This window comes from Nonomuraea sp. CX421, from assembly GCF_059358955.1.
This window is the reverse complement of the sequence record NZ_JCADBK010000010.1, coordinates 154,843-181,668: the sequence shown is the minus strand read 5'-3', so window position 1 is coordinate 181,668 and position 26,826 is coordinate 154,843. Positions and strand designations below refer to the sequence as shown.

General features: G+C 72.4%; 26 protein-coding genes and 1 pseudogene. 16 read left to right on the top strand and 11 right to left on the bottom strand.

The features are described from left to right. The first annotated feature begins 90 nt into the window (after positions 1-90). Both AC5L3X_RS20235 and AC5L3X_RS20230 read left to right on the top strand, forming a co-directional pair. The gene (locus AC5L3X_RS20235) at positions 91-513 is read left to right on the top strand and encodes a hypothetical protein (protein ID WP_494858760.1); all 423 of its coding nucleotides are present in this window, start codon (positions 91-93) and stop codon (positions 511-513) included. A 274-nt stretch (positions 514-787) separates the two neighbouring features. Next, entirely contained in the window at positions 788-1,906 is a 1,119-nt protein-coding gene (locus tag AC5L3X_RS20230) for a globin domain-containing protein (RefSeq protein ID WP_189122887.1), read from the top strand. A 6-nt stretch (positions 1,907-1,912) separates the two neighbouring features. Here AC5L3X_RS20230 and AC5L3X_RS20225 read toward each other — a convergent pair whose 3' ends face one another. Further along, entirely contained in the window at positions 1,913-2,704 is a 792-nt protein-coding gene (locus AC5L3X_RS20225; protein WP_494858759.1) for a helix-turn-helix domain-containing protein, read from the bottom strand. Between the two features lie 142 nt (positions 2,705-2,846). Between AC5L3X_RS20225 and AC5L3X_RS20220 the strand changes: the two genes are divergently transcribed. Next, positions 2,847-3,926, top strand: a complete 1,080-nt coding sequence (locus AC5L3X_RS20220; protein WP_494858758.1) for a WD40/YVTN/BNR-like repeat-containing protein — start codon at positions 2,847-2,849, stop codon at positions 3,924-3,926. A 3-nt stretch (positions 3,927-3,929) separates the two neighbouring features. Next, entirely contained in the window at positions 3,930-4,238 is a 309-nt protein-coding gene (locus AC5L3X_RS20215) for a ubiquitin family protein (RefSeq protein WP_189122890.1), read from the top strand. Positions 4,239-4,280: 42 nt separating this feature from the next. Here AC5L3X_RS20215 and thyX read toward each other — a convergent pair whose 3' ends face one another. The 5 genes from thyX to AC5L3X_RS20190 form a co-directional block, all read right to left on the bottom strand. Next, on the bottom strand, positions 4,281-5,015 hold the full coding sequence (gene thyX / locus AC5L3X_RS20210) for an FAD-dependent thymidylate synthase (protein ID WP_494858756.1): 735 nt from the start codon (positions 5,013-5,015) through the stop codon (positions 4,281-4,283). Between the two features lie 89 nt (positions 5,016-5,104). Continuing rightward, positions 5,105-5,887 (bottom strand): ABC transporter permease, encoded by a 783-nt coding sequence (locus AC5L3X_RS20205; protein WP_189122891.1) that lies wholly within the window; start codon positions 5,885-5,887, stop codon positions 5,105-5,107. After that, positions 5,884-6,780: an ABC transporter ATP-binding protein gene (locus tag AC5L3X_RS20200; protein ID WP_494858754.1), complete on the bottom strand. Its 897-nt coding sequence runs from the start codon at positions 6,778-6,780 to the stop codon at positions 5,884-5,886. The genes AC5L3X_RS20205 and AC5L3X_RS20200 overlap by 4 nt, the downstream gene beginning before the upstream one ends. 71 nt (positions 6,781-6,851) lie before the next feature. Continuing rightward, on the bottom strand, positions 6,852-7,997 hold the full coding sequence (locus AC5L3X_RS20195; RefSeq protein ID WP_189122893.1) for an amidohydrolase family protein: 1,146 nt from the start codon (positions 7,995-7,997) through the stop codon (positions 6,852-6,854). A 41-nt stretch (positions 7,998-8,038) separates the two neighbouring features. Continuing rightward, a complete protein-coding gene (locus AC5L3X_RS20190) occupies positions 8,039-10,177 on the bottom strand; it encodes an anthranilate synthase component I (RefSeq protein WP_494858753.1) in 2,139 nt (712 codons plus the stop codon). A gap of 247 nt (positions 10,178-10,424) precedes the next feature. Here AC5L3X_RS20190 and AC5L3X_RS20185 point away from each other — a divergent pair, with 247 nt between their 5' ends. The 3 genes from AC5L3X_RS20185 to AC5L3X_RS20175 are packed head-to-tail and all read left to right on the top strand — an operon-like array spanning position 10,425 to position 14,538. Next, positions 10,425-11,861: a glycosyltransferase family 39 protein gene (locus AC5L3X_RS20185; protein ID WP_494858751.1), complete on the top strand. Its 1,437-nt coding sequence runs from the start codon at positions 10,425-10,427 to the stop codon at positions 11,859-11,861. Positions 11,862-11,908: 47 nt separating this feature from the next. Next, positions 11,909-13,498 (top strand): CocE/NonD family hydrolase, encoded by a 1,590-nt coding sequence (locus AC5L3X_RS20180; protein WP_189122896.1) that lies wholly within the window; start codon positions 11,909-11,911, stop codon positions 13,496-13,498. Further along, positions 13,480-14,538, top strand: a complete 1,059-nt coding sequence (locus AC5L3X_RS20175; RefSeq protein ID WP_494858749.1) for a helix-turn-helix transcriptional regulator — start codon at positions 13,480-13,482, stop codon at positions 14,536-14,538. The genes AC5L3X_RS20180 and AC5L3X_RS20175 overlap by 19 nt, the downstream gene beginning before the upstream one ends. Here AC5L3X_RS20175 and AC5L3X_RS20170 read toward each other — a convergent pair. After that, positions 14,486-15,403 (bottom strand): SDR family oxidoreductase, encoded by a 918-nt coding sequence (locus AC5L3X_RS20170; protein ID WP_494858748.1) that lies wholly within the window; start codon positions 15,401-15,403, stop codon positions 14,486-14,488. The two genes, AC5L3X_RS20175 and AC5L3X_RS20170, sit on opposite strands and share 53 nt — an antisense overlap. A 77-nt stretch (positions 15,404-15,480) precedes the next feature. Between AC5L3X_RS20170 and AC5L3X_RS20165 the strand changes: the two genes are divergently transcribed. Together AC5L3X_RS20165 and AC5L3X_RS20160 are read left to right on the top strand one after the other, a co-directional pair. Next, entirely contained in the window at positions 15,481-16,029 is a 549-nt protein-coding gene (locus AC5L3X_RS20165) for a VOC family protein (RefSeq protein ID WP_189122899.1), read from the top strand. Then, positions 16,029-16,661, top strand: a complete 633-nt coding sequence (locus AC5L3X_RS20160; RefSeq protein ID WP_494858747.1) for a carboxymuconolactone decarboxylase family protein — start codon at positions 16,029-16,031, stop codon at positions 16,659-16,661. Before AC5L3X_RS20165 ends, AC5L3X_RS20160 begins: the two co-directional genes overlap by 1 nt. A gap of 48 nt (positions 16,662-16,709) precedes the next feature. Here AC5L3X_RS20160 and AC5L3X_RS20155 read toward each other — a convergent pair whose 3' ends face one another. Then, positions 16,710-17,084: a DUF6285 domain-containing protein gene (locus AC5L3X_RS20155; protein ID WP_189122901.1), complete on the bottom strand. Its 375-nt coding sequence runs from the start codon at positions 17,082-17,084 to the stop codon at positions 16,710-16,712. Between the two features lie 52 nt (positions 17,085-17,136). Here AC5L3X_RS20155 and AC5L3X_RS20150 point away from each other — a divergent pair, with 52 nt between their 5' ends. Both AC5L3X_RS20150 and AC5L3X_RS20145 read left to right on the top strand, forming a co-directional pair. Further along, positions 17,137-18,327, top strand: a complete 1,191-nt coding sequence (locus tag AC5L3X_RS20150) for an acyl-CoA dehydrogenase family protein (RefSeq protein WP_494858746.1) — start codon at positions 17,137-17,139, stop codon at positions 18,325-18,327. Further along, positions 18,324-19,316, top strand: a complete 993-nt coding sequence (locus AC5L3X_RS20145; protein ID WP_494858745.1) for a phosphotransferase family protein — start codon at positions 18,324-18,326, stop codon at positions 19,314-19,316. The genes AC5L3X_RS20150 and AC5L3X_RS20145 overlap by 4 nt, the downstream gene beginning before the upstream one ends. Positions 19,317-19,369: 53 nt before the next feature. Here the strand turns inward: AC5L3X_RS20145 and AC5L3X_RS20140 are convergent. Together AC5L3X_RS20140 and AC5L3X_RS20135 are read right to left on the bottom strand one after the other, a co-directional pair. Continuing rightward, positions 19,370-19,702: pseudogene (locus AC5L3X_RS20140) on the bottom strand (RNA-guided endonuclease InsQ/TnpB family protein); the annotation flags it as partial. A gap of 108 nt (positions 19,703-19,810) precedes the next feature. Then, positions 19,811-20,239, bottom strand: a complete 429-nt coding sequence (locus AC5L3X_RS20135) for a hypothetical protein (protein WP_494858743.1) — start codon at positions 20,237-20,239, stop codon at positions 19,811-19,813. A gap of 154 nt (positions 20,240-20,393) precedes the next feature. Between AC5L3X_RS20135 and AC5L3X_RS20130 the strand changes: the two genes are divergently transcribed. The 5 genes from AC5L3X_RS20130 to AC5L3X_RS20110 all read left to right on the top strand — a co-directional run bounded on the left by AC5L3X_RS20130 (position 20,394) and on the right by AC5L3X_RS20110 (position 25,777). After that, positions 20,394-21,020: a class I SAM-dependent methyltransferase gene (locus tag AC5L3X_RS20130; RefSeq protein WP_225262245.1), complete on the top strand. Its 627-nt coding sequence runs from the start codon at positions 20,394-20,396 to the stop codon at positions 21,018-21,020. 78 nt (positions 21,021-21,098) lie between these two features. Next, entirely contained in the window at positions 21,099-21,926 is an 828-nt protein-coding gene (locus AC5L3X_RS20125) for a hypothetical protein (protein ID WP_494858741.1), read from the top strand. Then, positions 21,923-23,023, top strand: coding sequence for a hypothetical protein (locus tag AC5L3X_RS20120; protein ID WP_494858739.1), 1,101 nt, complete (start codon positions 21,923-21,925; stop codon positions 23,021-23,023). The genes AC5L3X_RS20125 and AC5L3X_RS20120 overlap by 4 nt, the downstream gene beginning before the upstream one ends. Positions 23,024-23,051: 28 nt before the next feature. Next, entirely contained in the window at positions 23,052-24,479 is a 1,428-nt protein-coding gene (locus tag AC5L3X_RS20115) for a hypothetical protein (RefSeq protein WP_494858737.1), read from the top strand. Continuing rightward, entirely contained in the window at positions 24,476-25,777 is a 1,302-nt protein-coding gene (locus AC5L3X_RS20110; RefSeq protein WP_494858736.1) for an AAA family ATPase, read from the top strand. Before AC5L3X_RS20115 ends, AC5L3X_RS20110 begins: the two co-directional genes overlap by 4 nt. An 86-nt stretch (positions 25,778-25,863) precedes the next feature. Here the strand turns inward: AC5L3X_RS20110 and AC5L3X_RS20105 are convergent, their stop codons facing one another. After that, positions 25,864-26,802, bottom strand: coding sequence for a GNAT family N-acetyltransferase (locus AC5L3X_RS20105; RefSeq protein WP_494858734.1), 939 nt, complete (start codon positions 26,800-26,802; stop codon positions 25,864-25,866). Positions 26,803-26,826 lie beyond the last annotated feature (24 nt).

Sequence of the window (26,826 nt, the reverse complement as noted above, 5' to 3'; positions counted from 1 at the left end):
GAACCGATCATGTTCGCGATACGTTCCGATAGACGTGATAGCACGGATAATCATGGTCTTCCCCTGGTCGCGGCCTTCTTAATGATCTCGGTGGACACCGTGACCGCCCGCTCGGGCTGCTCCTGCGCGACGCGTACGCCACAGCAGCATGTGAACGAGGCGGCCGCCGTCTTCTCCGCCACCGTCACGAACGTCCGCGTGGACGAACCGATCCTGGGCGGCGGCAGTATCACCACCACGTTCCGCACCGACCACGTCTACAAGGGTGACCTCGGCGCCGAGTCAGAGGTGTTCACCAAGGCGCCCGCTCACTCCCGCGCTGATCGCCGCCCTGGGAACACCGGTCCGCGTGAACGCTGGACCCGCACCCGCCGCCGGCTGGGCCGGCCCCGCGATGATCGCCGTGGCCGTGGGGGCGACCGTCCTGACGGGCATCGCCTGGGCACGCAGGAGGGCTCGGGCTCGAAGATGAACGATCCTCCCGAACACATCTTTAGTCATTTATTTGGATAAATGGCTGTAAATACGAATGCAATACACGTTCACCTGTCGCCGACAATCACCGGACATTCGATCAACAAAAATAACGCTACCGTTACACATAGCTCTGCTTAGCCCCCTATCGGGGTGAAACGGTTGTGGTGCCCAGGTGGTGGTGGAAGACTCGATTTCGAGCGCTCGGATGAGCCGGGGCCCGCCGGACGCTCGACACCCGGAGCCGTCAGGGAGGTGGAACAACGCGACCGGAAACCGATTCCGGTCACCTAGGGTGGGGTTGATTAGGCATATGTCGTTGAATCCGCGCCTGGTAAAGGAGAGTTTCTCCGTCATCGAACCGGTGGCGGACAAGGCCGCCGCCTACTTCTACGGCCGGCTGTTCGCCGAGAATCCGCACCTGCGGAGCATGTTCCCGCCGGCCATGAACGTCCAGCGCGACCGGCTGTTCGGCGCTCTGACCCGTATCGTGTGGAGCCTCGACAGCCCCGGCGGCCTTTCCTGCTTCCTCGGCCAGCTGGGGCGCGACCACCGCAAGTACGGCGTGGTCGCCGAGCACTACACGGCGGTCGGCAACGCCCTGCTCGCGACCGTCAGGAGGTTCGCGGCCGACATCTGGACCAGCGAGATCGAGGCCGCCTGGGTGGCCGCCTACGGCTCCGCTGCCAACCAGATGATCGAGTCGGCCGACTCCGACGCCGGGATGTCGCCCGCCTGGTGGCTGGCCGAGGTCGTCGACCACGAGCGCCGCGCCCGCGACATCGCGGTCATCACCCTGCGGCCCACGCAGCGGCTGCCGTACACCGCGGGGCAGTACATCAACGTGCAGACCGCGCGCTGGCCGCGCGTGTGGCGGACCTTCTCCATCGCCAACGCGCCGCGCGCGGACAACACGATCCGGCTGCACGTGCGCTCGGTTCCGGGCGGCTGGGTCTCGACCACGCTGATCCGCGACACCCGCGTCGGCGACACGGTCATGGCCGGGCCCCCGATGGGCACGATGACGCCGCCGGAACGCGGCGCGCGTGACCTGCTCTTCGTCGCGGGCGGCACCGGGCTGGCTCCGCTGAAGGCCATCATCGAGCAGGTCATCGAGTCGGGCCACCGGCCCAACATCCACCTGCTGTACGGCGCGCGGACCGCCGAGGAGCTGTACGACCTGCCCGACCTGATCCGGATGGAGTCCTCCTTCCCCTGGCTGCGCGTGGTGCCCGTGGTGTCGGACGACCCGGGTTACGAGGGGATGCGCGGCGCGCTCCCGGAGGTCACGCGGCGCTTCCACTCCTGGACCGAGCACGAGGTGTACGTGTGCGGGCCGTCCCCCATGGTCAACGAGACGGTCCGGCGGCTGCAGGCGGACGGGGTGCCGCTGTCGCGCATCCACCGCGACATCGTGCACGGCGAACGGTAGGCGCGGCTACCGGAAGGCCGCCGCGGTCTCCTCGTCGTTGGGCCAGAACGTCTCGATGGCCAGCTCCGACACCGTCACGTCCACCGGCGTGCCGAAGGTGGCGATCGTGGTGAACATCGACAGGATCCGGTCGCCGTGCCTGATCCGCAGCGGCACCAGGATGTCGGCCGGCCCCGGCACGTGCGCCACGTTCAGGTCCACCCCCGGGTAGACGTAACCGGCCAGTTCGTCGTGCAGCTCGGCCAGCCGCCCGTCGCCCGACACCTCCGCCTGCCTGCGCAGCCGGTGCAGCAGGTGGGCGCGCACCTCCGCCAGGTTGGCCAGCCGGCCGCCCATCGCGTCGGGGTGCAGCGACAGCCGCAAGGCGTTGACCGGCTCCGTCAGCAGCTCGGCGGGCACGCCCTCCATGAACATCCCGGCCGCCCGGTTGGCCGCCACCAGGTTCCAGGCCGCGTCCACCACCAGGGCGGGGTACGGCTCGTGGCCGGCGAGGATCTTGTCCAGCGCCTGCCGTACCGCGTGCATCTCAGGGGCGCGCACCTCACGCTCGGGGAACATCGGCGCGAACCCGGCGGCGACCAGCAGCCGGTTGCGGTGCCGCAGCGGCACCTCCAGCTCCTCGGCCAGCCTCGCCACCATCTCGCGGCTCGGCCGGGCCCGCCCGGTCTCCAGGAAGCTGAGGTGGCGGGCCGACACGTCGGCCTCGATCGCCAGGTCCAGCTGGCTCACGCGGCGGCGCTGCCGCCACGACCGCAACAAATCACCAAAAGTCTCATCTTGTACGGCAAGGGCTCCCATGTCGCACAACTCTAGGAGCAGGAGGGAAGCGGCACGATTACCTGGCGGGTAATCGGCCGCCAAATCTCCCACCTCCCGGCGGCCTCCGCGATGCCGTGACACGATGGCCGGAAAGCGAACATAGGAGCGATGGGAGCTAGGCATGAGTGATGTGATGCTCGCGATCGGCACCCGCAAGGGCCTGTTCCTGGCCCGCTCGGCGGGAGGCGGCGCGTTCGAGGTTGAACCCATCCGGTTCTCCACGGTCGGTGTCCCCTCGGTGGCTATCGACACGCGCACCGCCACCCCCCGGCTGCTGGCCGGGATCGAGTACGGCCACTTCGGCCCCTCGGTGACCTACTCCGACGACCTGGGCGCCACCTGGCAGGAGGCACGACAGGCGCCTGTCGCCTTCCCCGAGAAAACGGGCGCCACGCTCACCCGGGTGTGGCAGCTGACACCGTCGCCGTCGGAGCCCGACGTGGTGTGGGCGGGCGCGGAGCCGGCCGCGTTGTTCCGCTCCGAGGACCGCGGGGTCACCTATGAGCTCGTCGAGGGTCTGTGGGAGCACCCCCACCGGGAGCTCTGGCAGCCGGGCGGCGGCGGGCTCTGCCTGCACACGATCATCCCGCATCCGACCGACCCCAGGATCATGGGCATCGCCGTGTCCGCGGCCGGCTTCTACCGCACCCTCGACGGCGGCGTGTCGTGGGAGGCGGCCAACCAGGGCATCCGGGCGCCGTTCCTGCCCGAGGGGCAGCAGTATCCCGAGTTCGGGCAGTGCGTGCACAAGGTGGGCATGCACGCCTCGCGTCCCGACCGGCTGTTCCTGCAGCACCACTTCGGCGTCTACCGCAGCGACGACTTCGGCGGCTCCTGGCACGACGTCGGCTCGTCGCTGCCGTCCGACTTCGGCTTCCCGATCGTGGTGCACTCCTCGCGGCCTGACACGGCGTACGTGCTGCCGCTGCGAGCCGACATGGACCGCACCCCCGTCGACCACCACCTGCGGGTCTACCGCACCGACGACGCGGGGGCGAGCTGGCATGGGTTCGACCGGGGCCTGCCCGAGCCGCCGGTGCACGCGACCGTGCTGCGCGACGCGATGACCGCCTCCGAGGCGGGCGTCTACTTCGGCACCCGCGACGGCGAGGTCTACGCCTCGCGCGACGACGGTGAGAGCTGGTCGCTGGTGGCCGGGCACCTGCCCGACGTGCTGTCGGTGCGCGCGGCGGTGCTGTAGCCGATGGCCAAGCCCGTGACGATGGTCGTGTTCGTGCTGCCCGGCTCGTTGCGCCGCTGGGTGAGCGGCCGGAGCGAGGTCAAGGTCTTCGCCGTCGGCGCCGACACCGAGACCCCGCCCACCCTGGGGGCCGCGCTCGACACGCTCCGCCGCACCCACCCCCTGCTGGAGGAACGGCTGCGCGACGAGTACGGCCGCATCCGCCGCCACATCAGCATGATCATCTCAGGCGACAGCATCCGCGGCCTCGGCAGCCTCGACTGCGCGCTGCCGCCGGGCGCCGAGGTGTACGTGATGCCGACTCTCGCCTGAACCCGGCGCTGGGGCGGCATGACCCGCCCCAGCGCCCTCTCGTCAGGGACAGACGCGGCCGTTGGCTTCGAAGGCCGCGTGGGTGAGAGGCATGAGCCCCGCCCACAGCTCCTCCATCCGCTCGGCGACCATCTCGATCTCGCGCTGCGGGAACGAGGGGAACGCGGAGTCCTCGCGCTTGGTCCGCAGGGACAGGAAGTTCATCAGAGCGCGAGCGTTGCAGGTGGCGTACATCGACGAGTAGAGGCCGACCGGGAGCACGGTGCGGGCCACCTCCCGGGCCACTCCCGCCTCCAGCATCTCCAGATAGGCGCGGTAGGAGCGCCGGTAGCTCTCCTGGGTCACCTCGGTGACCAGCTTGTGCTGTTCGGGCGTGCCGCCGGTGAAGACATATCTGCCGGGTTTGCCTTCTTGGACCAGCTTGCGATCGGGCCCTGGCACGTAGAAGACCGGGACCAGCTGCCGGTATCTGCCGGACTCCTCGTTGTAGGAGAAGGTCCGATGCCGCATGAACTCACGGAACACGAAGATCGGGGCGCTGACGTAGAAGGTCATCGACGAGTGCTCGAACGGCGTGCCGTGCCGATCTCTCATCAGATAGTTGATCAGGCCCTTGGACCGCTCAGGGTCGGCTTCGATCTCGGCCAGCGAGCTCTCACCCTTGGTGGAGACCCGTGCGGCCCACAACACGTCGGCGTCGGACGCGGCGGACTTGACCAGCTCCACGTCCATGTCGCTACGAAAGGTGATCTCGATCTCCGGTTCGACGGCGTGCACGGCGAGCCCCCGCTCGGTTCAGATGGTGTGACGGCCCCAAGCAAACCAGGTCGGGAGCTCGCCCGCGACTCGGGGCCGGGGATGGGACCTCAGGTGATGTCGCGGCGCAACGTGGTGGCCGAGGCCACCGCGGCGAAGACCAGCGCGTAGCCGAGCAGCACCACGCCACCGGCCCAGGCCGGCAGCAGCCAGTCGGTGCCGAGGCCGAGGTCGACGCCGCTGTTGGTGAGCGCGGTGGCGGCGCCGCCGGGTGTCCACCGGCCCACCGGCCGCAGCGCGGGGATCGCGCTGACGATGGCCTCGATGACGAAGACCCAGGCGACGGCCGCGACGATGGCGCCGAGCTGGTTGCGGATCAGCGCGCCGATCCCGATGCCGAAGAGCGTGTAGAGCATCAGCACGGCCAGGGTGCCCACGACGATCCGGGCGGTCGATCCGGTGAAGGACAGCTCGCCGCCGGCGAGCGGCACCGTGATCACCACCGCGACAGCGGTCAGCGCCAGCACGACCAGGCCGAACACCAGGCCGACGACGACCCCGGCGCCAAGCTTGCCGGCCACCACCCGTTCGCGCCGCGGAGTGGTCAGGAACGTGCTGGTGATGGTCTGGTAGCGGTATTCGGCGGTCATCATGACCACCCCGAGGATCATCGGGAAGACCGCCCCGCTCGCCCCGAGGCCCCACATGAGCTCCTGGAAAGGCGCGGTGTCGCGGCCGGGGATCGCGGGCGCGCCGGGCTGACCGCCGGTCACTCCCGCGAAGCCGATGGTGATCCCCAGCTGCAGCAGCGCGTAGGCGATGGTGACGGCCAGCATCACCCACCAGAGCCGGGTGGTGGTGAGTTTGAGCAGCTCCGCGCGGATCAGTCTCATGAGGTCTCCCCCTCGCCGGTCAGCTCCAGGAAGACGTGTTGCAGGTCGCTGCGCTCCTGGCTGACCTCGGTGAGCACGACCCGCTCGTCCAGCGCGATCCGGCCGATGCGCTCGGCGTCGAGCCCGGTCACCCGCAGGACGCCGTCGGACCGCACGACCGTGGCGCCGGCCCGTTCGAGGGCGGGCACCAGCTCGCCGGGGTCGACCGCGCGCACCCGGATGACCGTGTCGCCGTTGGAGACGAGCTCCGCCAGGCTCCCCTGGCGGACGAGCCGGCCCTTGGCGATGATCACCACGTTGTCGACGATCTGCTCGACCTCGGCCAGCACGTGGCTGGAGACCAGCACCGCGGCGCCCCGCTCGTGGGCCAGGTGCCGCAGGAAGCCGCGCAGCCACTGGATGCCGGCCGGGTCGAGCCCGTTGGCGGGCTCGTCGAGGATGAACACCCGGGGGTGGCCGACCAGGGCGGTGGCCAGCGCCAGGCGCTGCCGCATGCCGAGCGAGAAGGTCATCACCCGTTTGCCGGCGACCTCTCCGAGGCCGACCTGTTCGAGCGCCTCCGCCGCGCGCTCGGGGGGCAGCCCGGCCGCCGCGCAGATCACCCGCAGATGGTTGAGGGCCGTACGGCCCGGATGGAAGTTGGTGGCTTCGAGCACCGCGCCCACCTCGGTGAGCGGGTGCGGCAGCTCGACGTAGCGCCGGTCGTTGACCAGCGCCGTCCCGGAGTCGGCGGTGACAAGGCCCAGCAGGCAGCGCAGGGTGGTGGTCTTGCCGGCGCCGTTGGGGCCCAGATAGCCCGTGATCGTGCCTGGCTCGACCGTGAAGGACACCCCGTCGACCGCCCGCACCGGTCCGAACGATTTGCCAAGATCTCGAATCTCGATCGCACTCATTTGTCGGCGATTATGGCGAAGTCAGGACTGCCCGCGCCTCCTACCGGAGGAGGAATTCGCGGAGGAGGAATTCACAGGCGGTAGACGCGGCGGGCGTTGCCGGAGCCGATCATGTGGGCCACGCGGGCCGCGTCGGCGGTGCTCCACTCACCCGCGTCGAGCCGCGTCTTGAGCGCCCCGCCCAGCGAACGCCGGAAGAAGAACGCGCCCAGGTGACAGGTCTCGGCCACACCGGCGCAGCCGGACCCGAACAACTGCTTGTGAAACGGCGCCAGCTCCAGCAGCTCGTCCATCGCCCGCCACGCCCCGGCCGCGCCGCGGGTGAGGGCGGGCCCCACGTCGACGTGCACGTGGGGATGCACGTCGGCGAGGTGCGCGGCCTGCCGGTGGTAGGGGTAGCAGTGCAGCAGGACCACCGGCACCCCCATCGGCTGCAGCGCCCTGATGAACCCGGTCAGCCGCGACGGGTCGGCCAGGTGCGGGCCGGCGCCGCCGGCGCCGAACCCGGCGTGGACCTGCAGCGGCAGCCCGCGTTCCCTGGCCACGTCGACCGCCGTCCAGAGCAGGTGGCGCAGCAGGATCGGGTCGGTCACCGGCTCCTTGGGCTCCGACAGCCGCCGGTTGGCCGCGGCGAGCACCGAGCCGCGGGCCGGCCGGGACGGGTCGAAGCCGAGGCCGCAGCGGTGGGCGACGACCGTCTTCATCCCGACGGCACCGACGGCCCGGGCGGTGAGCTCCTCGGCGAGGCTGTCCACGTAGTCGAGGGCGGCCTCGGCCACTTCCGCCACGTCCTGCTCGATCTGCTCGATCCGGATGATCTCGTCGGCTACGGCGGAGCCGAACCGGCCCAGCTCGGCGGCCGACAGCAGCTCTCCGCTCTCCACCCCGGTGTCGACGAGGAACGTCAGCGCCCCGGCCGCCCCCAGCAGCCGCCGGTTGACCTCGTCGGCGCCGAGCTCGGCCCGCCGCGCCAGGTAGACGGTGGGGGCGACGTGCGGCTCCAGATCGAGCACGGGGGCGCACCAGCGGCGGATCGCGGCACCGAGCGGGGTGTCGAAGTGGGTGGTGCCGGGCGGCGCCGGCAGGCCGCCCGTGCTGATCAGCGTCTCGAAGGGGGCCCTGGTCAGGTCGTCGCGGCGCACCCCGTGGCAGTGCTGGTCGACGAGCGGGGCCGACAGGGCCTCACGCACCGTGTCCGGTAGGTCTACGGGGAGCATGCGGAGACTCTAGGGGGTCACCGCATGCTCCCGGGGTGGTTTTACCGACGTGAGAGCCGCAGCACGTTGGCGATGACCTTCGCGCCCGCGCCGCCCTCGGCGGTGAGGATCGACTCGGGGTGGAACTGCACCGCGAAGCGGCGGTTGCGGGTGTCCTCGATCGCCATCACGTTGCCGTCGGGCGTGAGGGCGGTGGCGGTGAAGCCGACGACGCCGGGCCGCTTGGCGTGCAGCGAGTGGTAGCGGGCCGCGGTGAACTCGGCGGGCAGCCCGTCGAGCAGCGCGCTGTCGCCGAGCCGCGTCACCTGGCCGCGCTTGCCGTGCTCGGGGTAGTCGAGCAGCTCCAGCGAGCCGCCCGCCTGCTCGACCATGGCCTGCAGGCCGAGGCAGACGCCGAAGACGGGCAGCTCGCGGGCGTAGATCTGGTCGATCAGCGCCGACATGCCGAAGTCGGACGGCCAGCCTGGGCCGGGCGAGAGCACCACCAGGTCGGGCCCGATCTCGTCGATCGTCTCGGCCGGGAACCCGTGGCGCAGCGTCACCACCTCGGCGCCCTCCTGGCGGAAGTAGTCGGCCAGCGTGTTGACGAAGGAGTCCTCGTGGTCGACGAGCAACACCTTCATGCCCTGGCCGGGCAGCTCACGGACGGGCGCGGCGGGCACGGCGTGCGGCTCGTTGACGGCGGCGAGCGCGCCGAGCAGGGCGCTGGCCTTGAGCTCGGTCTCGCGCTCCTCGGCGGCGGGGTCGGAGTCGAACAGCAGGGTGGCCCCGGCCCTGACGGTGGCGACGCCGTTCCTGATCTGGGCGGTGCGCAGGGTCAGGCCGGTGTTCATGGAGCCGTCGAAGCCGATGAAGCCGATCGCGCCGCCGTACCACCTGCGGGTGGTGGCCTCGTGGTCCTCGATGAACTGCATGGCCCAGGTCTTGGGCGCGCCGGTGACCGTGACGGCCCACATGTGGGTGAGGAAGGCGTCGAGCGCGTCGAACTCGGGGCGCAGCCGGCCCTCGATGTGGTCGACGGTGTGGATCAGGCGGGAGTAGAGCTCGATCTGGCGCCGGCCGATGACCTGGACGGAGCCGGGCACGCAGATGCGCGACTTGTCGTTGCGGTCGACGTCGGTGCACATGGTCAGCTCCGACTCCTCCTTGACGCTGGACAGGAGGGTGCGGATGGCCTCGGCGTCCTCGACCGGGTTGCTGCCGCGGGCGATGGTGCCGGAGATGGGGCAGGTCTCGACGCGGTCGCCGCTGACCCGGACGTACATCTCGGGCGAGGCGCCGACCAGGTGCTCGCCCTCGCCGAGGCTGATGATGAACTCGTACGGGGCGGGGTTGCTGTGACGCAGGCCGCGGTAGAAGGCGGCCGGGTCGGCGCAGGTGGCGTGGAAGACCTGGCCGGGGACGACCTCGAACAGGTCTCCGCGCTTGAACTTCTCCTTGGCGGCGGCGACGACCTTGGCGTAGGAGCCCTTGACCGGGTCGGGCGGGATCGCGGCCGGGGCGGCGGGCGGGGCGGTGTCGCCGGAGCGCTCCAGCCCCCGGGTGGTGGCGCCGTCGACGGTGAACTCGTAGCGGTGCTCCAGGCAGGTCTCGCGCTGCCGGTCGATCACGATGAGCCGGTCGGGCAGGTGCAGCACGAGGTCGCGCTGGTCGTCGGGCCGGACGAGCTCCTGCCGGATGGGCTCGAACTGGAAGGCCAGGTCGTAGCCGAAGGCGCCGTAGAGGCCGAGGTGGGGGTCGTCTCCCCGGAAGGCGGCGATGACCTCGCGGATCGCGGTGAACACCGTGGGCCGGCGGCTGCGCATCTCCTCGGGCAGCAGGCCCTCCGACTCGGGCACGTGCACCTCGACCCGGTCGGCGGTGGGCTCCTCGACCGGCTTGCCCGCGGCCAGCAGGCAGGACACGACGGCCGGCAGCACCACCCGGCCGCGCGCGTTGAGCGCCCTGGCGGAGATGGTGCGGCCCCGGGCGACCAGCTCCAGGCAGGGGTCGACATAGCCGAAGGCCCATCGGCTGTAGCGGCCGGGATAGTCCATGCCGGAGGAGAACGCGCCGCCGCGCCTCTCGCCGAGGGCCGTCACGATCTCTTCGAGGGCGTCCTCCGACACCTCGCGCGTCTCGCGCTCGACGCCGATGCCCCCGGCCGTGACGTATCCGCTGGTATATCCGCTCGTCTCCACGTGCTGCCCCTTGTCGAATGATGAGCCGTCAAATGATGAGCCCCGGGGGCGGACACGAAAAGGGCCGCCATCCGGGGCGGCCGTCCGTTGAAATGCGAGTATCGCGCCGCCTAGGAGCGGCGCCACCACTGGAGCTCGACGCGATTTCGCATGCCCACCAGGGTAGCCGCCCGAACCAAGATCACGCAACGCGGCTCGCCGAACCCGGCTTCCCGCGGATGGCCTTCAGCGGCTAGCTTCTCCGGGCATGGGGCTCCCCTTACCGGCGTGGCGATCGGTCACGTCCATCGCTGTCGCGTTGTTCGCCATTCTGCTGTCCGTCAGCCCTCGTTACGGCTATCACCGTGACGAGCTCTACTTCCGCTTCCTGTCCGACCATCTCGACTGGGGATACGTCGACCAGCCGCCGCTGACGCCGCTGCTGGTCAGGGCATCCAGAGCGGTGTTCGGCGACTCGCCGCTCGCGTTCCGGCTGCTGCCCGCCCTGGCCGCGGCGGTGCTGGTGGTGCTGGTGGCGCTCATCGCGCGCGAGCTGGGCGGCGGCGGCCCGGCGCAGGTGCTGTCGGCGTTCGGCGTCGCCACCGGCGCCTACACCCTCATCCTGGGCCACACCGTGCTGACCGCCAGCCTCGACCTGCCGTTCTGGGCGGCGGGCATCCTGTGCGTGCTCAGGGCGCTGCTGCGCGAGGAGCCCCGGTGGTGGGCGGCCGCCGGGCTGGTGCTGGGGCTGGCGACGTACAACAAGCTGCTGATCGCGATGCTGGTGCTGGGGCTGGCCGCCGGGCTGGTGCTGGCGGGGCCGCGCCGGACGCTGGCCGGCCCCTGGCTGTGGGCGGGGGTGGCGATCGCGCTGGCGATCGCCGCGCCCAACCTGATCTACCAGGCCACCCATGACTGGCCGCAGGTGACGATGGCGGGGGCGCTCGGCGAGGACAAGGGCGGCGAGATGCGGGTGCTGTTCGTGCCCATGCAGCTGATCCTGTTCGGGCCGGTGGTGTCGGTGATCGGCGCCTTCGGCTGGTGGCGGCTGTGGCGCGACCGCCGGGTGCGGGCGCTGGCCGTGGCCTATCCCGCCATCGCCGTGCTGACCCTGGTCAGCGGCGGCCGCTTCGACTACACGGCGGGGCTCATCCTGCTGCTGTTCGCGGCGGGGTGTGTGAGCGCGGAGCAGGCGGGGGTCGACCGGGCGCGGCAGGCGAGGGCGTCGCTGGTGTTCAACGGCCTGGGCTCGGCGCTGCTCGCGCTGCCGCTTATCCCGGTCGGGGTCCTGGCCGCCACCCCCGTGCCCGCGATCAACGAGGTGGCGCGCGAGTCGATCGGCTGGCCGGAGTTCGACGCCGCCGTGCTCGGCGTGCTGCGCTCGCTGCCGCCGGACGAGCAGGCGCGGGCGGTGATCGTGACCGGCAACTACGGCGAGCACGGCTCGCTCGTGCGCGCGGGCCTGCCGCGCGTCTACTCCGGGCACAACCAGCTCTGGGAGTACGGCCCGCCGCCCGAGTCGGGCACCGTCGCCATCCTGGTGAACACCGGCCGGCGCGACTATTTCGACACCTGCGAGGCCCGGGCGGAGGTGGACAACGGCGTCGGGATCGACAACGAGGAGCAGGGCATGACCGTCTGGCTGTGCCGGGGGATCCGGCAGCCGTGGAGCGACCTCTGGCCGCACTACCGGCATTTCAGCTGAACACCCCCGGCTATCGCATCCCCGCAGGCATCTGTTAGTGGTAGGACATGCGACGCGTACGGCTCCAGCGTGACCTGCCCGTGCCGATGCCCGACGGCGTGATCCTGCTGGCCGACCGCTACGCCCCCGAGGGGGTGGAGCGGCCGCCGACCATCCTGGTCCGCTCGCCGTACGGCAGGCGCGGCCTGTTCGGCTGGATGTACGGCCGGGGGTTCGCGCGGCACGGGTTCCAGGTGGTGATCCAGAGCTGCCGGGGCGGTTTCGGCTCCGGCGGGCGGCTCGACCCGCTGGGCGACGAACGCGACGACGGCCTGGCCACCCTCGCCTGGCTGCGCGGGCAGCCCTGGTACGGCGGATCGCTGGCCATGTTCGGCCCCTCCTACCTCGGCTACACCCAGTGGGCCGTGGCGGCCGAGGCCGGTCCCGAGCTGAGGGCGATGGCCACCCAGATCACCGCCTCGCAGTTCAGGGACGCCGCCTACGTGGGCGGCGCGTTCGCCCTGGAGTCGGTGCTGAGCTGGACCACGCTGACCGACGTCATGTCGCGCCGGTTCGGCGGCACCGCCGTGCTGACCGCGCCCCGGCTGACCCGCCGGGCCGTGCTGTCGGGGCGGCCGATGGCGGAGCTGGACCTGGTGTCGGCCGGCCGGCCGCTGCGCTTCTACCAGGACCTGCTGGCCCACCACGCCGATCCGGCCGCGCCGTACTGGGACAGGCGGGACTTCTCGCCCAGGGTGGGTGAGGTCCACGCGGCGGTCACCATGCTGGGCGGCTGGTACGACGTCTTCCTGCCGTGGCAGTTGAAGGACTACCTGGCGATGCGGGCCGCCGGGCACCGGCCGTACCTGACGATCGGCCCCTGGTACCACATCGACAGGCGGCACGGGCGGCCGTCGATGGCCGAGGCGCTGGCCTGGTTCCGGGCCCACCTGATGGGCGACGACTCCGGGCTGCGCGAGCAGCCGGTGCGGCTGTACGTGACGGGAGCCGAGGAGTGGCGCGACTACCACGACTGGCCGGTGCCGGGCGTGCGGACCCAGCGCTGGCACCTGCGGCCGAGGTTGGGGCTGGGCACCGGCGATCCCGTCGAGTCGGAGCCCGACCGGTTCCGCTACCACCCGGAGCATCCGACGCCGGTGGTCGGCGGGCCGGTGCTGCTGGCCGACTCCCGGCCGCGCGACCAGCGCCGCCTGGAGGCCCGGCGCGACGTCCTGGTCTACAGCTCTTCCACGCTGGACGCCGACGTGGAGATGATCGGCCCGGTCTCCGCCGAGCTGTTCGTCCGCTCCAGCACGCCGTACGTGGACGTGGTGGTGCGCCTGTGCGACGTGCACCCGGACGGCAGGTCGTTCAACCTGGCCGAGGGCGTGCGACGGCTCGGCCCCGGCGACGCCGCCGACGCCGACGGGGTGCGCCGGGTCACGGTGGACCTGTGGCCGGTCGGGCACCGGTTCCGGCGCGGCCACCGGATCCGGGCGCACGTCGCCGCGGGCGCCTACCCGACGATCGCCCGCAACCCCGGCACCGGGGCTCCGTTCGCCGACGGTGGTCCGATGGTGCCCGCCGACGTCGAGGTCTTCCACTCTCCCGCCCATCCGTCCGCCGTGCTGCTGCCGCTGTGCGCGCCGCGCGGCTGATGTCGCTGGTCCTGCTGCTGCAGGGCCGGGGCGGTATGACGGCGGCGGAGCTGGCCCGGGAGCTGGAGGTGTCGGAACGCACCGTGCACCGCGACGTGCTGGCGCTGGCCGAGGCGGGCGTGCCGGTCTACGCCGACCGGGGACGCGGCGGCGGTTACCGGCTGCTCGACGGCTACCGGACCCGGCTGACCGGGCTGGACCGGGCCGAGGCCGAGGCGTTGTTCCTGTCGGGGGTGCCCGGGGCGCTGCGCGAGATGGGGCTGCGGGAGGTGGCGGCGACCGCCCGGCTGAAGGCCGCCGCCGCGCTCTCGCCCGGCCTGCGCGACGCCCCCGCGACGGCCGCGCAGCGCTTCCACCTCGACGCCCCCGGCTGGTTCGCGGCCGGCGACCCGCCGCCCGCCGCGCTCGCGCCGCTGGCCAGGGCCGTCTGGAAGGACCGCCTGGTCACCGCCGTCTACAAGGAGCGGGCGCGGACGCTGGAGCCGTACGGGCTCGTGCTCAAGGCGGGCGCCTGGTATCTGGCCGCCCGTTCGCGGTCGAGATTCCTGATCTTCCGGGTGGACCGGTTCGGCCCGGTCGAGGTCGGCGACGCCGGCTTCGACCGGGACACCGGTTTCGACCTGGCCGCGTTCTGGGCCGAGCAGGCGAACTGGTTCACCCGGTCGCTGCTGCGGACCGAGATCACGCTGCGGCTCACCCCGCGCGGGGTGCGGCTGCTCCGCCACATCGCCGACCCGGCCGCCCTGACCGGCGCGCTCGGCTCGCTCCAGCCCGACGGCACCGTACGGCTCGCGGTCGAGTCGGACGAGGTGGCCTTCGGGCAGGTGCTGAGGTTCGGCCCGGAGGCCGAGGTGCTCGCGCCGCCGGAGCTGCGGGCCGCGGTCGCCGAGGCCGCCACCCGCATGTCCGGCCTGTACGGGACCGGTCAGGCCCGCACGGCGGGCTGGCGGTGGTCGTCCCGATCGCCGGGCCGGCCGGCTCCCGGCCTCATCGGTAGTCCGCCGGGTCGGGGGCGACGCCCTTGTCCGCGGCGTCCGTGAGGTAGCCGACGTCCGTGAGGTATCTCCACACCTGGGGCCGGCTGCCGTCCACGTCGGTGAACCCGTACGCCAGGGCCAGCTCCTCGCTGGAGACCGACCGGCCCGACCAGCGCCGCCGGTCGGGGTCGGCGGCGAGGGCGGCGACCGCGCGGCCGGTGTAGGCGGGGGTCTCGGAGACCGCGAACGCGGCGTCGGCGCCCTTGGCGACCGCCTCCCGCCAGGTGTCCTCGGTGACGCCGAAGTGCTCCAGCATCGCCTCGGAGCGCAGGAAGCCGGGCGAGACGGCCACCGCGGTGCCGCCGTGCGGGCGCAGCTCGTGGGCCTGGGCGAACGCCAGCCGGTTGACCGCCATCTTGGCCAGGTCGTAGACGAGCGACTCGCGGTAGCGGGTGACGTTGAAGTCCCAGGTGCCGTCGGTCACCTCCACGACCAGGCCGTCGCCGCCCTTGATCAGCAGCGGCAGCAGGTGGTGGCTGGTGATGATGTGGGTGTCGATGCCCAGCCTGAGCAGCCGCAGCCCCTTGTCCAGATCCTGCTCCCAGATCGGCGTGTTCCAGCTCCACAGGGAGTCGGCTCCCCAGACGTCGTTGACCAGCACGTCCAGGCGCCCCTGCTCGCTGTCGATCCGCTCGGCCAGCGCCTTGACCTGGTCGCTCTCCAGATGGTCCACCTGGACCGCGATGCCGGTGCCGCCGGCCGCGGTGACCAGCTCGGCGGTCTCCTCGATCGTCTCGGACCGGTTCATCTCCGACCGCCGCTCGCGGGTCGTCCTGCCGGTGCAGTAGACGGTCGCGCCGATCGCGCCCAGCTCGCGTGCTATTCCTCGTCCCGTGCCGCGGGTCGCTCCCGCCACCAGTGCAATCATGCGGCGAGCCTGCCCGGTAAAGAGGACATCTCATGTCATGTTTTTTGGCTGAACCCTGTGATAAGTACGTAGTTACTATGAACAGCGAATTCGAGCTTCGCGGGGTCAACCACATCGCTCTGGTCTGCTCCGACATGAAGCAGACCGTCGACTTCTACTCCGGCGTCCTGGGCATGCCGCTGATCAAGACGATCGAGCTGCCGATGGGCTGGGGCCAGCACTTCTTCTTCGACTGCGGCGGCGGCAACGCGCTGGCGTTCTTCTGGTTCCCCGACGCGCCGGAGGGCGTGCCGGGCGTCTCCGCGCCGAAGAACCTGCCCGACCGGGGCGAGCTGGTGTCGGCCGTCGGGTCGATGAACCACATCGCCTTCGACGTGCCGCCCGAGCGGATCGAGGAGTACCGCGACCGGCTGCTCGCCAAGGGCATCGACGTGGGCGTGCTGCTCAACCACGACGACAGCGAGTTCGGGGTGGCGCCGAAGATGCACGACGGGGTGTTCGTCCGGTCCATCTACTTCAAGGACCCCGACGGCGTGCTGGTGGAGTTCGCCGCCTGGACCCGCCCTGTCGGGCAGCCGGGCGACGTGCGGCACGAGCCGAGGACCGCCGCCGACAGGACCGTCTGATGCCGAGGCTGCGGCAGGTGCCGCGCGAGGAGATGACCGACCCGGTGGTCACCTTCTTCAACGACCGGCTGCTCGAGCCCGGCAGACAGGGCACGGCGACCGGCTCGCCCGGCGACTGGTGGACGGTGTTCGCGCTCGACCCGGCGATCTTCCGGCACTGCGTCAAGGGCTTCCAGCTCTACCGCGAGTCCAGCCTCGACCCGGTGCTGCGCGAGCTCGGCCAGACCAGGGCCGGATGGGCGCGGCAGAGCCAGTTCGTCTACTCCCAGCACTGCAAGCAGCTACGAGCCCTCGGACTGCCCGAGGAGAAGATCGAGGCGATCGCCCACTGGGCGGTCAGCGACCTGTTCGGCGAGCTGGAACGGGCCGTGCTCGCCTACACCGACGCGCTCGTGCTCGACGGCGGCCGGGTGCACGACGAGGTGTTCGCGGTGCTCAAGCGGCACCTGCCGGACGAGCAGATCCTGGAGCTGACCTACATCACCTGCCTGTACGAGATGCACGCCACGATGGCGCGGGCCCTGCGGCTGGAGTTCGACGACCGCCCCGACCCGATCGTGGAGGTGCCGGCGCCCGACGGATACGGCACCCGCGACATCTCCGAGGACCTGACCGGCCGCCCGGCGACCTGACGCGCCAGGGGCCGCGGAGTCGAGGTGACCCGATCCGGGCCCGGCTCGTCAGGGGCGCCCGGAGTCGAGGTGGCCGGGATTGGCGACCAGCAGCTTGGCGCGGACCGCCTGCTTCAGGAGCGGGGCGAGCGTGTCGTCGCCGTCGAGGCGGCCCTCGCGGACGGCGGCGGCCAGCTCGGCGTCGGAGCCCACGCCGAGCGCCTCCAGACGGGCGGCGTGCTCCCGCGCCTGGGCAGGCCCGAGTTCGAGCTCCCGCTCGACCATGCCCAGGACGTTGATCGCCACCCGGGCGTGGAAGCGCACCCGGCCGTCCACCGCCGGCAGCACGTCGGCGGCCAGGAAGTCGCGCACCGCGGCCACCAGCTGCGCGGCCGTGGGCACGTCGTGCGGCCCGCTCGCCGGGGACTCCTCGTCCAGCGCCATAAGGGACCCCTTATCCGTTGACCCGGCAACGATTTTCGGCTGAGATCCTCTCATGAGCTTCGCCGTTCCCGACAGCGTCCGCCCGATCCGCGACGCCGTCCACACGTTCATGACCGAGCGGGTCGAGCCGGCGGAGGCCGTGCTGCACGAGGGCGGCCCCGCGGCCGCCGAGGCGCTCGGCGAGCTGCAGCGGGAGGCGAAGAAGGAAGGCCTGTGGGCGCTCGGCCACCCGCGCGAGCTCGGCGGCGGCGGGCTGCCGTTCCTCGACTACGTGTACGTCAACGAGGTGCAGGGCCGCAGCGAGTTCGGGCAGCTCGCGCTCGGCACGTTCACCCTGCAGGACTCGCTCATGCTGGACGAGCACGCCTCCCCCGAGCAGCGCGAGCGCTACCTGGAGCCGCTGGTGCGCGGCGACATCTGGCCGAGCTTCGCGATGACCGAGCCGACCGTGTCGAGCAGCGACCCCACCCAGCTCCGGACGTCCGCCGTGCTCGACGGCGACGAATGGGTGATCAACGGGCACAAGTGGTTCACGACCGGCGCGTCACGGGCCGCGTACACGACCGTGATGTGCCGCACCGAGCAGGACGCGCCGCCGCACCTGGCCTTCTCCATGATCCTGGTGCCGACCGACACCCCGGGCTACACCATCGTGCGTGACACCCCGGTGCTCGGCCTCGACGGCGCCCACTGCGAGGTCCGCTACGAGGACGTCCGGGTGCCCGCGGCCAACCTGCTCGGCCCGCGCGGCCAGGGCTTCGTCATCGCGCAGAAACGGCTCGGGCCGGGCCGGATCTTCCACTGCATGCGCTGGCTCGGGCAGGCGCAGCGGGCCTTCGACCTGATGTGCCGCAGGCTGCACGAACGCACCGCCTTCGGCGAGCCGCTGGCCAGGAAGCAGCTCATGCGCCAGCACGTGTTCGACTCCTACACCGAGATCCAGGCGGCCCGGCTGCTCACCCTGCACGCCGCGCAGGCCGTCGACGCCGGCTCCGACGCCCGCGTCGAGATCGGCGCGATCAAGGTGGTGGGCGCGCGCACGCTGCACAACGTGATCGACCGGGCCATCCAGGTGTACGGCGCCATGGGGCTGACCGGCGACACCCCGCTCGACCGGATGTACCGCCACGCGCGGGCCGGCCGCATCTACGACGGCCCGGACGAGGTGCACGTCGACTCGGTGGGCCGGCGCGTCCTCGGCGTCTACGCGGCGGGCGGCAACTGGGAGTTCGGCCTCCGATGACCACCGCGCGTGCTCACCCGTTCGACACCTTCGACACCGAGGCGCTGGTGCGCGAGGTGTTCGGGACGGAGGCGACGGTCGCCTTCAGCGCCCGGCTGCCCGGCGGGGCGTCCCGCGAGACGTGGGCGCTGGACGCGGTCACGCCGGACGGCGAGCGGCACGAGCTGATCCTGCGTCTCGACTCCCCCGGCACGCCGCTCGACGCGGGCGCGCCGCTGGCCGCCGAGGCGACGCTGATGCGGGCCGCGCTGGACGCCGGGGTGCCGGTCCCGCGGATCGTCGCGGCGGCGGGGCCGTACATCCTGATGACGCGCGTCGCGGGTGAGACCATCCCGCGCCGCATCCTGCGGGACGAGGCGTACGCCGGGGCCCGGCCGAGGCTGGCGGCGCAGTGCGGGCAGGCGCTGGCCGCGATCCACCGGATGCCCCTGTCGGCCCTTCCCCCACCCCCGCCGGGGACGCTGGAGGAGGATCCGCTGCGGCAGTGGCGGGACCTGCTGGACCTGACGGGTGAGCCGCATCCGGTGTTCGAGCTCGCGCTGCGGCGGCTCGCGGCGAACCGGCCGCCGGGCGGGCGGCGGACGGTGGTGCACGGCGACTTCCGCAACGGCAACCTGATCGTCGGCCCGAACGGCGTCAGGGCGGTGCTGGACTGGGAGCTGGCCCACGCCGGCGACCCGCTGGAGGACCTCGGCTGGCTGTGCGTGAAGGCGTGGCGGTTCGGCTCGCCGCTGCCAGTGGGCGGGTTCGGCGGCTACGACGAGCTCGTCACCGCGTACGAGAAGGCGGGCGGGCAGCCCGTGGACCGCGAGGCGCTGCGCTGGTGGGAGACGTTCGGCGTGCTCAAGTGGGGGATCATCTGCGTCATGCAGACCATGCGGCACCTGCGCGGCGGCGCCGGGTCGGTGGAGCTGGCCGCGATCGGGCGCCGGGTCTGCGAAAACGAGTGGGACCTGCTGGAGATGCTCGGGTCAGCTTCTCAGCCTTGAAGGGCTGAGCTTGCAGCTCCTCGCCGTCGGTGGTTTCGACGGTTTGGTCCGCGTCAGGCAGCGTGACTCACTGCCCAGCTTGTGACACCGCGTGCGGCGATGTTACGAGCTGCGTTGACGTCGGCGTGCTCAGCGAAGCCGCACGACGTGCAGGCGAAGCAGGCCTGGCCGGGCCGGTTCTTCTTGTCCATATGCCCGCAGGCCGAGCAGGCCTGCGACGTGTAGGCCGGGTCCACGTGGACCACAGCGACACCGGCGCGGGCCGCCTTGTAGGCGATGAACTGGCCGAGTTGGTGAAACGACCATGAATACAACGTGACCCGCTGGGGCTCGCGGAGCCGTACCCGGTCGCGGATGCCCTGGAGATCTTCCAGGGCGATGCCGCGGCGGCGCGGCAAGCTGTCCCGCTTCGGCGGCTGAGGGCGGTGAGGCGGCTGAGCGCGGCTCGCAGGGCGCGGCAACCGCGCCGGGCGGCGACCGGGCCGGGCGGCGTTTCACTTCTTCCTGATCGCTCTCAGGCGGTGCGGCGCCAGTGCCGAGAGGACCAGCGACACCCCGATGACGGCGTACAGGCCGGTCGCGCCCGCCAGGGTGCCCGGCGGCTCGCCGGTGGACGCCGCCAGCCGCGGCAGCGCGCCCGCCAGGCCCGTCGCGGCGTCGAGGTCGAGCGCGAACAGACCGCCCGCGACGGCCAGCGGCAGCCCGCAGGTCAGCGCCGCCAGTGGCGACAGCCACGGCCAGGCGGCGAGCACGGAGACGACGGCCGCCACCACCATGAGGTGGCCGAGCCCCTGCGGTCCCGGGCTGAAGGCGGCGTGGGCGGCGCGCAGCCCACGGGCGCCGGCCTCGGTCAGGTAGTAGACGAGGGGCAGCGCGGCCAGGCCTGTCACGACGCCGATCAGATGGCGGATCTCACGGGACACGGCAGCATCGTCCCCCCTGCCGGGCCCTCGCGTGTCGCGATCCGGAGACCTGATGCGGGTGCCACCAGGACGTGGGGATGATATGTGTCGCTATATGGGGATCACACCGAACAGTGGTACAGGTTCCGGCGCCATCACCCGTGATGGCTCCGCGGTGGAGTTCTACAGACTGATGCGGCCCGACGGCGAGCCCGAGGTCGTCGCCGGGGTGGTGCCGGCGGGGGGTTCGATCCTGGAGTTCGGCTCGGGGGTGGGCCGGGTGACGCATCCGCTGGTCGAGCTCGGCTACCGGCTGGTGGCGGTGGACGAGTCGGCCGAGATGCTGGCGCACGTGCGCGGGGCCGAGACCGTTCGGGCCCGGGTCCAGGAGGTGCGGCTGGATCGCCGCTTCGACGCCGTCATGCTGGCCTCGCAGCTCGTGCAGACCGCCGACGAGCGGGACCGGCGGGGGTTGCTGGACGCCTGCGCCCGCCACGTCGCGCCGGACGGTTCGGTGCTGATCCAGTGGATACCGCCGGAGCGGCACGACGCCTGGCAGGCCGGTCAGTCCCGGACCGACGGTGACCTGACCATCGAGATGGCGGCGGTGGAGGAGGTCTCGCCCGGCCTGGTCAACGCGACCATGCGCTGCGTGTACGGCGACCGGGTGTGGACCCAGTCGTTCGCGTCGCGGCGGTTGTCGGACGAGGAGCTCGCCGACGCCCTGGCCCTGTCGGGGCTGCGGTTGGAGCGCTTCCTCACCGAGGACCGTACCTGGGTGCTGGCCGTGCCGGCCGGGTAGCGCCCTTTACGTTGTAGATTAACCGGTGTTTTTGCCGAATTACTGGTAAAAACTGGAACTCCTGTTACGCTCGCGGCCATGAGTGACCGGCTGGACGAGCTCGAGCGGCGGATCGACGGGCTCCGAGCCGGCGTGCGTAAGGCGATGCGGGTCAGGGACACCGTCACGGCCAGGGCGCTGCGGGCCGAGCTGCGGGGGGCCGAGCGGGCGTGGGACTCGCTGGTGGGCGGCGTGCCGGAGTCCGGGCCGGATGATCAGGGCGGCCCGACCGGCCGGGACGCGGGCTCTTCGCGGGGAGAAGAGTCCCGGCTCGTCACCGTGCGCGAGCAGGTGCACCAGGCGCTGACCCTGCTCGGCGCCCCCGCCCAGCCGAGGCTGATCGTCGCCGTGGGCGAGGCGTTCTTCGGCGGCGCGCTCCGGAGCAACCAGCTGACCAGCCTGCGCCGCGACGAGGAACGCTCGTTCCGCGCCTCGCCGTACGGCAGGCCCTACTACCTGTGCGCGGCGCTGACCGACCGCCTCTCCCCCGCCCGGGGGCTGCTCGCGGTCAGCACGTGGCCGCTGGCCCGCCGGATGGTGGGCCCGCTCAGCCCCCGCGTCGACTTCCTGACCTGCGCCATCGCGGTGGCGCGACGGCTGAACGACGATCCGCGGGCGGCCCGGCTGCTGACCAGGATGGCCCGCAACATCCCCGGCGGCGGCCAGGGCGACCTCGGCCCGCCCGATCCCGGCCGGGTGATCGAGGCGGCGGCCGGCGAGCTGGCCGTGCACGCCGAACGCGACACGCGGGACCGCGACACGCTGGCGAAACGCGCGACCTCGCAGCTCGGTGACACGGCCCGGCTGTTCGGCGCCGCTACGCTGAGCACCGTCGCCAGGGACACGATCACGAAGGGTGGCCGATGAACCGGCTCGACGTGTTGCGGGGCACCACGCCGCAGAAGCCGCACGACGCGCGGGCGATCGCCGCGCTCGCGGCCAACCCCGGGTGCACGCGCCGGGCGCTGATGGACGGCGCCGGCATCGACAAGGACGCCGCCGCCCGGCACCTGGGCTTTCCCGCGCCGTTCGGCCAGTCGCCGTTCGCGATCACGCGCGGCAACGTGTTCGAGGCGCTGGTGAAGGCCGACGGGTGCGCCGAGCTGCTGAGGATGCTGCGCGAGGTGCTCGGCCTGCCGATCGCCGAGGTGGCCTACCACGACGTGGAGAACGTCGGCGCGCACCTGCGCCACGCCCACACGCGGGCGCTGTTCGACCGGGCGGCCCGCGACGGGCTCGACGCGGGCACGGTCTACGACCATCCGCTGCTCAGCCTGGAGATCGCCGGGCACACCGCCTACCTGGAGCCCGACGTGGTCGCGTTCCAGATGGGCGGGAGGTTCCACATCGTGGAGATCAAGTCGTTCGCGGTGATCGACGGGCAGGCCGACCCGGCGGCGGTGGCGGCCGCGGCCCGGCAGGCGGCCGTCTACGTGCTGGCGCTGCGGCGGCTGCTCGAGGAGCTGGGCCACGACCCGCTGCGGGTGGCGCACGACGTGGTGCTGGTCTGCCCGGAGAACTTCGCCAACCGCCCCGTCGCGACGCTGGTCGACGTGCGCAGGCAGCTGGCGGTGCTGCGGCGGCAGCTGTCCCGGATGACCGGGCTCGACGGGCTGGTGGCCGAGCTGCCCGGCGACCTGTCGTTCGACCTGCTGCCGGGCGAGGACGGGCTGCCCACGCGCCCGGCCGCCGAGCTGGCCGACGCGCTGCGCCGGGTCACCGCCCGCTACGCGCCCGACTGCCTGTCCACCTGCGACCTGTGCTTCTTCTGCCGTGACGAGGCCCGGCAGGAGGGCGCCTCCGACCTGCTGGGCCGCCAGGTCCGCGACGAGCTGGGCGGCGTCGCCTCGGTCGCCGAGGCGCTTGGGCTGGCCGACGGCACCCGCGACCCGGCCGAGGGTCAGGAGGAGATCGCTCGCCTGCTGCGCAACGCCGAGCGGCTGCGCCGGGAGTGCCTGGCATGACGGTCGCGAGCGTCCGGGGGCGGCGCCCGTGAGCCTGCTCACCTCCCTGGCCCGGCTGCGGGCCCTCGACGAGGGCGTGGCGCAGCCGATCGCGACCGTCCGGCACTGCCACCTGTCGGCGCGGCCGATGGTGTTCATCCCGCTGAAGCTGTCCGGGGAGGCCGCCGCGCCGCTGGCCGCGATGCTCGGCACCGACCGCGCCGCGCCCCACCTGCTCGTCGTGACCCAGCCGCGCAACCGCGACCTGCGCTTCGCCTGGGCCGCCGAGCTGGCCGGGCTGCTGCTGCCGTACATCGAGGGGTTCCTGAGCGGCACCGAGACGGTGGAGCGCCGGGGCGCCGACCCCTACGAGCGGGTGCTGGACGCGCCGCAGCTGGTCGTGCCGAACCCGGCGGGTGTGGCGTTCACCCGGCTGCTCGGCCGGTCCACGCGTTTCCGCCGCCCCGACGGGCCCTATCCGGTGCCCGAGGGGGTGCCGGTGCTCGGCCGCTGGCTCACCTACTTCGCCGAGCGCGCCGCCTACCCGGGTTCGTCGCTCACGCTGGCGGCGACCGAGGAGCTGGGGCGGCACTGGGCGAGCGGGCAGAGCGGGCTGGAGGACGCCAACCTGGCCGCGCTGACCGGCTGGATCACCGACGGGCCGAGCGACGAGGCGGAGGACCCGCTGATCTGGCCGCCGGCCGGTCCGGCGACGGATCCGGGGTTCGACGCCGAGGTGCTGGCGCCGGCCATCGAGAGCGGGTCGGCCGAGCGGGTCGCCGAGGCGCTGCGCGGCCAGCTCGAACCCACCTGGCGGCTCATGTGGCGAGCGATCGACCTGCTCGGGGCCCTGCCCGCGGGCGCGGGTGTGGCGTCGCGGTGGGAGCAGGACCGCGGTTCGTTCAGCGGCATGGCCGCGCAGCTCGCCGAGGGCGCGCCGCCGCAGGCCCGGCGCGACGGCGCGATCGCCGCCGCCTCCCGGCTGGCCCGCATGGAACGCGCCCAGGCCGCCTACGACGTGCAGCGCGCCTACGACGACCCGCTGGTGATGGCCGAGCACCGGCTGACCGGTGAGGCGTTCGCCGGTGAGGTGGTCGAGACCGACGCCGATCGGGTCGAGGGCGAGGGCCGCTCGCGCAAGCTCCGCCCGCTGGTGGTGATCAAGACCGACGATCCCGTACGGCTCGCGCCGGGCACCGCCCTCGGCACCCCGCAGCGGCGCGAGCAGGGCGCCGAGCTGGTGTCGGCCCGCGACGGGCTGGTCACCGTGAAGATCACCAAGGGCATGGGCCGGTCGAAGACGCCGGCCCCCGGCTCGGTGCCCGAGGTGGGCGAGCGGGTCTGCTACACGTCGCTGACCGACGACTTCAAGGGCTCCCCCGGGCTGCCCGAGGCGGAGGCGACGCCGTGGACGCACGGCGGGCCGCCACCGGAGTACGTGCCCGCCGACGAGGACGCCGTGGAGGAGTGGTCGTGACCGCCGGACCCGCCGAGGAGGCGCCCCGGAGCCCCGAGCAGGTGATCCGGGACGTGCTCGCCGACCTGCCCCGGCACCGCGGCGTGGTCGTCGACTCGCCGCCGGGGGCGGGCAAGTCCACGCTGGTGGTGCGGGCGGCGGCGCATCTGGCGGCGACCGGCGAGCCGCTGATGATCGTGGCGCAGACCAACGAGCAGGTCGACGACCTCATCTCGCGGATCTCGGCCGGGCACCCCAGGCTCACCGTGGGGCGCCTGTCGGCGAGCGGCTACGTCCCGCCGCTCCGGATGCTGGAGCTGCCCGGCGTCACGGTCGGCACCCGGGTCCAGGACCTGGGCGATCCCGACATCGTCATCGCGACGGCCGACAAGTGGGCGTGGATCTCGGGCCGGACCTGGCCGTGGGCCATCGTGGACGAGGCCTACCAGATGCGCTCCGACAAGCTGCTGCGCATCGCGGGGCTGTTCGAGCGGGCGCTGTTCGTGGGCGACCCGGGGCAGCTCGACCCGTTCTCGATCGTCGACGGCGACCGCTGGTCGGGGCTGTCGTGGGATCCGCTGCAGAGCGCGGTGTCGGTGCTGCTGCGGCACAATCCCGATCTGCCGGTGCACCGGCTGCCGGTGTCGTGGCGGCTGCCGGCCTCGGCGGCTCCGGTGGTGTCGCGGGCGTTCTACCCGTTCACCGGGTTCCGTTCCGGCACCGGGCCGGGCGATCGGCGGCTGGAGCTGACCACGGGCGGCATGGGCACCGTGCACGACCGGGCGCTGGAGGAGGCGGCGCGTTCCGGGTGGGCGCTGCTGGAGCTGCCCGACCGGCACACCGTGCGGACCGACGGCGAGGCCGTACAGGCTGTGGCACTGCTGGCCGCGCGGCTGCTGCAGCGCGGCGCGGTGGCGGGCTCGGAGCAGGGCGAGCGGCCGGTGACGGCCGACCGGATCGCGGTCGGCGCGGCGCACCGCGACCAGGTGGCCGCGATCAGGGCCGCCGGGCTGCCGCCGGAGATCACCGTCGACACCGCCAACCGGCTGCAGGGGCGCGAGTACGACGTGACGATCGTGCTGCACCCGCTGTCGGGGCGGCGCGACGCGACGGCGTTCCATCTGGAGTCGGGGCGGCTCTGCGTGCTGGCCTCGCGGCACCGGCACGCCTGTGTGGTGGTGGCGCGGGCGGGCATCGCCGAGCTGCTCGACGCCCACCCGTCGGCCGAGACGGTGCAGCTGGGCGTGCCGGTGAAGTTCCCCGACGGCTGGGAGGCCAACCAGTCGGTGCTCGACCACCTGTCCGCCCACCGGGTCTAGCGGATCTCTGGCGGTCATCCGTCCGTCTCACTCGATGAAGGGATGACTCCGGAACCGAACCCCGGTCGCCTCTTGGATGAGGCCGGCTAGACGCGGCGGCGCCAGATGTCGATGACCATGACCAGGCGCATGCCCGCCGACAGGTAGAGGCCGAGGGCGGGTGTGGTGTTGTTGGAGTCGACGTGCAGGATCGTGCCCTTGCGGCCGCGCGCGGCGTCGGCGGCGAAGGCGTGCAGCAGCAGGAACCGGCCGAGGCTGCGGCCCCGGAAGGCGGGCAGCACGGCCAGCGTGTCGACGTAGCCGCAGCCCTCGTCGGGGACGAACTGGTTGTTGCCGATCACGAGTGCCGCCGGCCGGCCGTCGATCCTGGCGACGGTGAGCTGGCTCCAGTCGGTGGCGCTCTGCGCCTGCTTGCGCTCGTGCCACTGGTCGTAGCCGATCGGGACGAAGCCGAAGTGCTCGGCGAACCCCTCCTGGTGGATCCGGTGGGCCTCGCGGCGCACGTCGTCGGTCTCGCCGGTGTGCAGGGTGAGGCCGGGCGGCGGGGCGGGCGGGTCGAGCGGGCCGTCGTGGTCGATGCGCAGCCGATGGTAGCTGGTGCCGGGCTCGAATCCGTGCTCCCTGGCCACCGCCCGCCTGACCTCATCGGCCCGGTAGAGGCCGATGTCGACGGTGGCGCCGGCGTGGCCGCGTTCGCGCGCCAGCTCCCCCGCCCGGTCGAGCACGGTGCGCCACAGCTCGCCGGTCAGGTCGCCGGAAGGGTCGGCGCCCGGCCGGACGAGCACGTCGACGTCGACCAGATCGCTGTCGCCGTTGCGGCACGCCCAGGCCCACGCGATGAGCCGGCCGTCGTCGTCGTGGCTCAGCCAGGCGTCCCGGTCGAGGTCCAGCGCCGGGTCGGCGAGCTGGTCGGCGATGTCCTCGATGGGAGTGTCGACCGTACCGAGGACATCGAGGTCAGTGGCGGCCACGAGGTCGTGGATGGCGGGGGCGTCCTCGGCCCGTGGCCGTCTGATTGATTCCATGGTGGGAATTTTGCACAACACTCG